The organism is Sedimentibacter saalensis (assembly GCF_007830175.1).
Classification (GTDB): Bacteria; Bacillota; Clostridia; order Tissierellales; family Sedimentibacteraceae; genus Sedimentibacter; species Sedimentibacter saalensis.
Genome location: NZ_VLKH01000020.1, coordinates 1 through 7372, shown reverse-complemented (window position 1 = coordinate 7372; position 7372 = coordinate 1). Strand labels below are relative to the sequence as shown.

Sequence of the window (7372 nt, the reverse complement as noted above, 5' to 3'; positions counted from 1 at the left end):
TCTACAACGACCTCTCCCGCTACCATGTTTGTCAGAGCAGATACGTCATGGTAGCCGTAAGCATTCTTTTTAATGATCCATGTATTCTCAACAAGGGCACCCAGACTGTTGTACAGGTATGCACTGCTTTCTCCCAGCTCATTTACCCCAAGCACCATTTTGTTTGTCTCGTCGTAGGTATACTCTCCGGTGACAGAAATCTTACTGTTCTTGGTGTAGGTTTCCTGAATGAGGTTACCGCGCCTGTCGTATGTGAAATCACTCTGTGTATTCCATCTGTCCTCAGACTTTTTGGTAATCTGGTTCAGATTATTAAATTTGTAGTCTATGGACTTGTTTCCAAGCTCGGTTTCATAAGTCAGGTTACCCAAAGAATCATACTGATATGTTCGTGTCTTGTTTCCGTAGTTCTCGTGTGCTGATGTTACGCGGTGCAATGCGTCATAGGTGTAGGTATTTTCAACTGTTGCCTCTCCTATACCATTTCCACGCATGTATTCATATGTCATATTGCCGCAGTCGTCGTAGGTATAAGCATGCTTCTGCTGCTTCATGTCATTGTTTGACGGGTCTGTGTCTGTTACATTCAAAAGATGGCCTACGGAGTCATATTGATAATCTTCAACCCAGCCGTGAGGATATTCCATCTTAGAAATACGGTTCATGCCATCATAGGTATAGCGGGTTGTACGTCCGTCGGTTTCTGTTACTGACGTCAGGTTGCCCAAAAGGTCATAGATATTTTTTCGAGCGAATTTAGCGAGTGTTCCGCTTCGCCTTTTTCAGTCAAAACCACTGCCTTTTGAAAATATGATTTTGGTGCAAGATAAAGGCACGTGGTCGCCTTGCGCCTGCGCCATAGCACAATCGCCGGCAACAGCCGACGATTGAAAGATGCTTATGACGTGGTCGAAATGACCCTTTGAGTGTTATGTAGGTAGTCTACAGTACTTTATAACCGCCATTTCAAGCAATTTCACCAGCTATACATAGGAGGATCATAACAACACTATTTCACTAGATTACAGAATTCAATTTTTCTGTTAAGAAAGCACCAAAACTTTGCGCTACAACTTTATACATCTGGTTTGGGTAACTAACCCCAGGTGAATATGCCACTATTTTAGGCTCAGTTGCATCAATATTGTTATAGTCTTGGCAATATAAGTCTCCATCACCTGTTTCATAAATTACTACGAGATTATTTGGTAGATTTGATGATTGTCTCTCGTTCAAAGTGTACCAAATTTCATCTGGAACACAGGAATCTTCAAAGTCTTCATCAATTAAATCTAAAAACTCAACCGACCCATAGCTTCCTGCTCCAAATTCACTGAGAAATTTTCGATACATAGGTGAAAACTTCAGTGATAAAGCTTCTTCTGCTTTTGATAATAATTCCTCACTTTTAGAACCTGAAAAAAATGCTTTCCCAGATTTATCATTTTTCAACAATTCTAATGCTTCTTCAAAATTTCTTATCATTTATGCCCTCCTAGCTATTTGAAATCATTTGCTCTATTAATCCAATAAGCTTTTCTCCATGCATCAAATTCATACCTGTTAATTCCTGACGGCACAGTGTTAGGGTTTATGTGGATAACTTTGCTGTTAGTATGATGGAATGTTGCAGTTACTTCTGCAATTGCACTATCATTTGTTTGAATCATATGATGTAGATTAATTGATTTTCCATCTGGACTAAGTGGGGCAAGCCCTTGTTCCATCCTCTGCAAATTAGTTCTACCCATTTTATCGATAGCAGTAGGATCTATTAAATCTGTTCTTTGGTAGACTTTGGTTCCGTTAAATTCAGTTGCTGTTTTTACAACGTCCAAAAATGCGTCGGCTAATTCCGGGTTGTCTGCTACCTTGCCAACATCAAACACAAGCTCTATAAAGATATCGTCTCCCATATCTGCTACAATCTTTACTTGCTCTTTACCCCCAAACGGATTTATTATAGCTGCTACAGCAAATGCTCTTTCATTTTGGAGGTTATTATGTCATATCCCGTTATTGCTTCCTGAAAATCCTTGTAAGTGCCTGTTGGTGGAAATACTCCAAGTACTGTTGACCAAAATTGTTTGTACTGATTTAAATCTATAAATTTATCTCCAAGTAATTCATATATTTTCCCTTTGGGAACAAATATTTCATTGCCACGCTCTTCATTACAATGACTCATATCATTATAATATTTGTTCTTGGGGTAAACATAAAAGGTTTTTCGGTTTTTTCAGTTTTTTCATTTTTATCCATTACTGCTACAGCTTTATAAATGGTATTTCCGAATACGTCCTTTTCATTGCAAGCTCCCGGCACCGGCAACCTCAGATTTTAGCGTTAACGATTTTACTCGTCCGCAAGGGCGCGACAGCTTATTTACCACAAAACTCACAGTTTCAAACAGGTTATTTGCTTTGGTGTGTGATGTTAACTCTGTCTGAAAAGGATTGCAAGTCATTTCTGCGCTTGTATCAAAACTGTCAACTGCAGAAAAGAAAAAGAGGGGGAACAGAAATATAAGCTTTACCCCCCTTATACCCCCTCTGGCGCAAATTTTACCATAAAACAGATTTTATGTAAATCCATGGTTCACTATGAACCATGGGGTACAAGCCGATTTATATGTTCGTTCGTTACCGACAGTCTACAGAATCTGTGCGTTACATTTTCATAAATATACTCGTTATCCGGTACTCAAATGTTTAACGCCGTGAGCCATCGTGTACCCCTGTATCGCGCTTTAGTTATCGCCATAAGGTGTTTGGCCCTTCGGCAAAAATGAAACCGGATTTGACGGCTTTCTGTGAAAGAGTATTTTCCTTCAAAATGCAGCCCCAAAATATGCCTTCATCCCTTAAATCACTGGTGAACCATTGGGTCGAAAAACATGCAGGTTAAAGTGCCGGGGTCGCAGAGCTTCTCCTACACGGCTTACATCAGCCCGCAATGCGGGCTGTGGAGTTTAAAATCCAAAATATTTATTAGCGTTTGCCTGTATTTTTATATCTCCTTCATTTGTATCATCTATCGGTGTAGTTTTTAGCTGTAAGAAATATCCTTTACTTAACTTTTCAACTTTGTATATGGGACATTTTTCTATTCTTGTAACACTAAGCTGTTTTGTGACACTTTCACCAAAGTAATTTATCCAGTGGGTAGACGTTGGCAATGTATCACCCCAATAACCGTCATATCGCCTTGCGTTGACCCCATTACCGAGACACCCCCAGAATGGGTCAAAAATATCTACACATTTTTTAAATAAGTTAATTAACCGCTCGCCAATTGTCGTGTCTGTATAAATCGGACATGTTTGAGGTAAATGGATAATAAAAGTGTCTATAAATTTAGGGTTGCTCGTTCCAACATGAAATTTGATTCCAGCAGAATCCTGTTCAACAAGTGAGGAAAAAAAGCTAACCGAATAACCTAAATCAGCAAATACAGTTTTTCCCTCTTTATTAACGCCTTTGCGGATAAGTTCTTCCAGCGTTTCATAAGTGTAATCAAATGGTTTAGCATCCTTTTTACGTTTGGCTGTTAAGTAGTTTGGGCTTAATTCAGTCCCAAATTCTTTTAAAGCCATAATTAAAGCATAAGCACGATCTACAGATGTCTTGAATTCGTCATTTTTAGCGTTTGCCCACAAAATTATTGAATGTACTTGTAGCATATATTCCCTCCATCAGTTTTACTTTATTGGCTGGTAAATGAAGTTAATTCCTTTTATGCGGTTTTCAGAAAATAAGCTTTTCGTAGCATTCATAGATGCTGTATCCGAGAAATACCAGTTTATAGCTGCACCTTCCGACGCCTATAACTGCCTATTAGCTTGATCTATTAAACCTTGCTGGCCCGTGAACCAATCTTTAAATGTTCCAGTGTTTTTGTCTACGAAGTTGGCATAACTACCTTTAACTTCAACAAGTGTCCCGTTACTCATACCGTCATATTTAACGCCATTCTGTAGCCATACCTCATCAGTTCCTGTTATTTGTCTTTGATAAGCTCTTGAAGCATCGCTCATACTTTCATTTACTGTAGTCCATTTACCGGAAAGTTTACCCGCACCCTCAGCTAGTTCATCCGCATAAGCACCATATTTCTTCAGTATATCTACAAGCTCATCATAATCTGCATTGCTGCCGTATTTTTTTACAACATCCAAAAATGCGTCGGCTAATTCCGGGTTGTCTGCTACCTTGCCAACATCAAACACAAGCTCTATAAAGATATCGTCTCCCATATCTGCTACAATCTTTACTTGCTCTTTACCCCCAAACGGATTTATTATAGCTGCTACAGCAAATGCTCTTTCAAATCCGCTAAGGTTTTTGCCTGTTATAATATCTTGTCCTGTTAATGCTTCCTGTGCATCCTTATAGGTGCCTGTCAATGGATTCACTCCCAGTAAAATGGATATAACCTGCCTGTACTGATTCGTATCTATGAAAGCATCTCCAAGCAATGCATTTATCTCACCTACAGGAACCTTCATTTTACTACCGTACATTTCATTACAATGACTTTTGCCTTTGTAATATTTTTTATTTGGGTAAACATAGAATGTTTCTTTTTTTTCTCCCAATACTGCTACGGCTTTATAAATGGTGTCTCCGAATTCGTCCTTTTCATTTCTATATGTAACTGTTCCGCCAAATTTTTCTATTATAGACAGCGGAAGTAATTGTTTATACCCCAACGGGTCAATGTAATTCACCGGATTATTCCCTACATATGCATACCAGTTGTATCCGTTCTTTATTGGGTCTATCTGGGTGAAGCGCCTGTTTGCAGGGTTGTACATCCTGTTCTTTGCATAGTACTGCCCTATTACCTGGTCATACTCGTGTCCCGTGTAGTTTTTCACAAGGTCGAGCTCTCTCTGACCGCATTTCAGTACTGCATTGTGGGTTATTTCTAATACAGGGATCATTTCTAACCTTTGTAGTATTTGATTTTATTCCTTCTAAATTTGTGCTTTCATTCAAATAGTCTATACAACCGCTGTACCTGTTAGTTCTACATTCATACTATTTTTTTCAGTATCCAGAAGGACATAAACCTTAATCGAACCTTATTATTCTATGAAGTTTATTTCTCCTATTTTTAAATAGGAGTTATTATGTAGAATTATCTTATTCTTATCTCCGTCTATTTCAATCCTATCTGCAAAAGTATTTCCAATCAAATTTTTAATTTCATATTTTTTTATTAATTTTTCTAAATTTTCATCAAACAACCATATTTCATTTTTTCCTTCATATAAATTTTTTTCGCTTACTAAAACTCCTATATTATTTCCATTCTTCACTACTCCAAAAAAATTATGACTTGGTGGAATTTTCACTCCTTTTTTATGAATAAGTTCATATTTATCATCATCCTTTTTATGATATAAATATATTTGATCCTTTTTACTATCCTGCAACTTAAAAACTATATCTTCGTTTGGTAATTCTACGAACATGATATCAAAAGGATAAACATCCTTCACTACATCGTTGCTCAATACTGCTTCATTCTTATCTATAATTTCAACAATAACATCAACCGCATCCCTATTTGCTATAAGTTTAATTACATCTTCATTTTTTACTTTTATTATTACGTCATTTCCGTTTTTCATCTCATAAGATTCATAAATTACATATTCAGATTTCTCCTTCTTAAGACCAAAGTTTTCCTTATCTATTTCATGCATAGTTTTAGTCATATTTTCGTTTCTGCGAAAGAAGTGTTCCGAATTACATTCAGCATATATCTTATCTCCAACTTCATAAAAATTATTAATATCACACTCAACCCTTACAGCCTGCTCTATCTCCATATCTGCATTAAATCTAACAAGATAACTGCTCGGCATCTCCTTTTGATCTTTATTAGGGAATTCTCCGTATGCTCCCATATATGTTTTTTTATCTTTGTCAGAATAATATAAGGCAGTCACAAATTTATACTTCTCTGAGACTTCTTTTAATAAATTTATTTTATAATTATCTATATTTGCTCTATATATTAAGAATTTAATATCTGGATTATCATATTCTCTCTCAAAATATAAAAAATCATTTTCATTAAGTTGTACCGGGTTTAAAATGTCCAAAGCAATTATTCCATTAATTTGCTCAACCTCATTTACTATATCAATTTGTATTTCATCTCTCTCATCGTATAAACTTACTGCCGTTAAAGATGTCAATAAAACTATAGTTAAGCTAATCAGTGATTTTTTTCCCATAATATTTTCCTTTCAATAAAAGCCTTAATGGATTAATGAAAGTCAGCACAACATTCAATTTTTATTATAATATAAAGCCAACTTTCATTAACTCCATCTTGATAAATTTTGTTTACTTGATTCTTGGTTCAACAAATTCTTTCATTAAACTTGTCAGATTATTAATTCTTTGTTCATAGTTTCTAAGATAATTATCAAATTCGTTTCTTAATATCTTTCTTCTTCATTATATTCATACCTCCCATAGCAATATAAAATCGAGTAATATTTATCTACATAATACTTTATAGTCTTTTCCTTATTTTTAGAATTTAAAATCAATATATCCATATCTAAAAATGTAGGTGAAGCTAAGTTTTTATAAATACCTGCACCGGGTTTTATATTCCACATACGTCCAAATACATATTTTTCTATTTTGTTTGTGAATACATAGCTCCTATCCATTATATACTCGACTTCTTCTACACTTGACCTTATCAAATTTATACCTGATAAGTTCAACAATTTGAAAACTTCCTTATCCATCATTGGTATTCTTATGTTTTCATCAAACGTCATGATTGTGTCATAAACAGTATATAATCCGCTTATATCTTGTCCAAATTTTTTAGCAATTACCTCAAACCCTTCATCTATAAGCATGTCCTCATATAAACCAGCCATTAAAACACTAAAATCAACATCATGCATTGAATTACCGCCTACATATGTATTATCTGCATACCACTTCAACAGAAGATCACCCGCTCCAAACGGAGCAGACTGTATCAAGGTTTTAATTAACGCACTTCCATCAGTTTCTGGGACTGCACTATATCCTTCCACTGTAACTCCAGCACCCCAAGGTTTTCCAGGAATTTCATTTGCTTTTAAATACATCTGTATATAGTACTCTCCATGTGGATCTATATAAACAACTGGGTTATTCCTTACATATAGGTACTGCACAAGCTGTACAGGGTTTTTAGCATAGTCTGTAATGTCATATTTACTTCCGTCTAAAATTGGATCAATTGAATCAAATCTTCTGTTTTGCGCATCATAGAACCTTGCTTTGGCATAGTACATACTAAGCACGCTGTCATAGTCATGGGTTGCGTAGCGCTTCACCAAATCAAG

The 7372-nt window shown here is 35.9% G+C and carries 8 protein-coding genes; all 8 read right to left on the bottom strand.

The genetic code is table 11. The features are described from left to right. Window positions 1–728, bottom strand: a 728-nt coding sequence (locus LY60_RS17835) for an RHS repeat domain-containing protein (protein ID WP_145087122.1), incomplete at its 3' end; no start/stop codon positions are given. Window positions 729–1017: 289 nt separating this feature from the next. Further along, complete coding sequence (locus LY60_RS17830; RefSeq protein WP_145087119.1) at window positions 1018–1485, bottom strand: SMI1/KNR4 family protein; 468 nt, start codon at window positions 1483–1485, stop codon at window positions 1018–1020. Window positions 1486–1499: 14 nt separating this feature from the next. Next, window positions 1500–1916 (bottom strand): HNH/ENDO VII family nuclease, encoded by a 417-nt coding sequence (locus LY60_RS17825; RefSeq protein ID WP_145087116.1) that lies wholly within the window; start codon window positions 1914–1916, stop codon window positions 1500–1502. A 53-nt stretch (window positions 1917–1969) separates the two neighbouring features. Continuing rightward, window positions 1970–2188 carry a pre-toxin TG domain-containing protein gene (locus LY60_RS17820; RefSeq protein WP_145087114.1) on the bottom strand — a complete coding sequence of 73 codons (219 nt, stop codon included), beginning with the start codon at window positions 2186–2188 and terminating at the stop codon, window positions 1970–1972. Between the two features lie 783 nt (window positions 2189–2971). Continuing rightward, window positions 2972–3682: a hypothetical protein gene (locus tag LY60_RS17815; RefSeq protein ID WP_145087111.1), complete on the bottom strand. Its 711-nt coding sequence runs from the start codon at window positions 3680–3682 to the stop codon at window positions 2972–2974. Window positions 3683–3823: 141 nt separating this feature from the next. After that, on the bottom strand, window positions 3824–4945 hold the full coding sequence (locus LY60_RS17810) for an RHS repeat-associated core domain-containing protein (protein ID WP_145087108.1): 1122 nt from the start codon (window positions 4943–4945) through the stop codon (window positions 3824–3826). A gap of 144 nt (window positions 4946–5089) precedes the next feature. Continuing rightward, window positions 5090–6250, bottom strand: a complete 1161-nt coding sequence (locus tag LY60_RS17805; protein ID WP_145087105.1) for a hypothetical protein — start codon at window positions 6248–6250, stop codon at window positions 5090–5092. Between the two features lie 207 nt (window positions 6251–6457). Continuing rightward, the coding region (locus tag LY60_RS17800; RefSeq protein WP_281291887.1) for an RHS repeat-associated core domain-containing protein at window positions 6458–7372 on the bottom strand (915 nt) is incomplete at its 5' end.